Annotated in this window: 1 protein-coding gene; it reads left to right on the top strand. The window is 68.4% G+C overall.

The window, feature by feature from the left end; all coding sequences use genetic code 11:
• Positions 1-1,463 (top strand): acetyl/propionyl/methylcrotonyl-CoA carboxylase subunit alpha (locus DMC18_RS13610; RefSeq protein WP_110133013.1); only part of this gene is annotated, 1,463 nt, incomplete at both ends.

The raw sequence follows: 1,463 nt of genomic DNA, 5'->3' as shown, positions 1-1,463 counted from the left end.
CTGGGGATCGCGACGGTGGTGGTGTACTCGGACGCCGACGCCGACAGCCTGGCGGTGGAGATGGCCGACGAGGCCGTGCACATCGGGGCCTCGCCGGCCGCCCAGAGCTATCTGGTGGCCGACAGGATCATCGCCGCCTGCAAGCAGACGGGCGCGCAGGCGGTGCATCCGGGCTTCGGCTTCCTGTCCGAGAAGGCCGAGTTCGCCCAGCGCTGTGCGGACGAGGGCATCGTCTTCATCGGTCCCAATCCCGGCGCCATCTCGGCGATGGGCGACAAGATCGAGAGCAAGAAGTTCGCGGCGGCGGCCGGGGTGTCGTGCGTGCCGGGCCACATCGGCGAGATCGCGGATGTGGCCGAGGCGCTCTCGGTGTCGGAGACCATCGGCTATCCGGTGATGATCAAGGCTTCGGCCGGCGGCGGCGGCAAGGGCATCCGGGTGGCCTGGACCCGCCAGGACGTCGAGGAAGGCTTTCCGGCCGTGCGGGCCGAGGCGGCCGGCGCGTTCGGCGACGACCGCATCTTCATCGAAAAGTTCATCGAGAGCCCGCGCCACATCGAGATCCAGGTGCTGGGCGACAAGCATGGTCACGTCGTCCACCTGTTCGAGCGCGAATGCTCGATCCAGCGGCGAAACCAGAAGGTCATCGAGGAGGCGCCGTCGCCGCTGCTGGATCCTGAGACCCGCGCGGCCATGGGCGCCCAGGCCGTCGCCCTGGCCAAGGCGGTCAATTACGACAGCGCCGGCACGGTCGAGTTCGTGGCCGGCCAGGACAAGAGCTTCTACTTCCTGGAGATGAACACCCGCCTGCAGGTGGAGCATCCGGTCACCGAGCTGATCACGGGCCTCGATTTGGTCGAGCAGATGATCCGATCGGCGGCCGGCGAGCCTTTGGCGTTCGCTCAGGAGGATCTGTCGATCAACGGCTGGGCGGTCGAGAGCCGGATCTACGCCGAGGATCCCTACCGCAAGTTCCTGCCCAGCATCGGTCGGCTGGTGCGCTATGCGCCGCCGGAAGAAGGGCAGAAGGACGGCTATCTCGTGCGCAACGACGCCGGCGTTCGCGAGGGCGACGAGATCTCGATGTTCTACGATCCGATGATCGCCAAGCTGTGTTCGTGGGCCCCGACCCGCGCCGAGGCGGTCAAGGGCATGGCCCGGGCGCTGGAGGACTTCCACATCGAGGGTCCCAGCCACAACGTGCCGTTCCTGGCCGCGGTGATGGACCAGGCGCGCTTCGTCGCAGGGACGCTGGCGACCAGCTACATCAAGGACGAATTCCCCGACGGCTTTTCCGGAACCGAGCCGACGCCGCTGCAACTGGACATCCTGGCCGCCACGGGCTGCGCCCTGCAGCGGGTGCTGGCCCGGCGGCTGGGCTCCAGGCGCACCGACTGGACGGTGGTGGTCGGCCACGCCAAGCGCCGGGTGCGGTTCGAGGCCGAGAGCGACCAGGGCCTGAC

The sequence above is a fragment of the Caulobacter sp. D5 genome (assembly GCF_003185805.1).
Lineage (GTDB): Bacteria > Pseudomonadota > Alphaproteobacteria > Caulobacterales > Caulobacteraceae > Caulobacter.
Note: the sequence above shows the minus strand (reverse complement) of the source record. Positions and strands in the feature narration are given on the sequence as shown.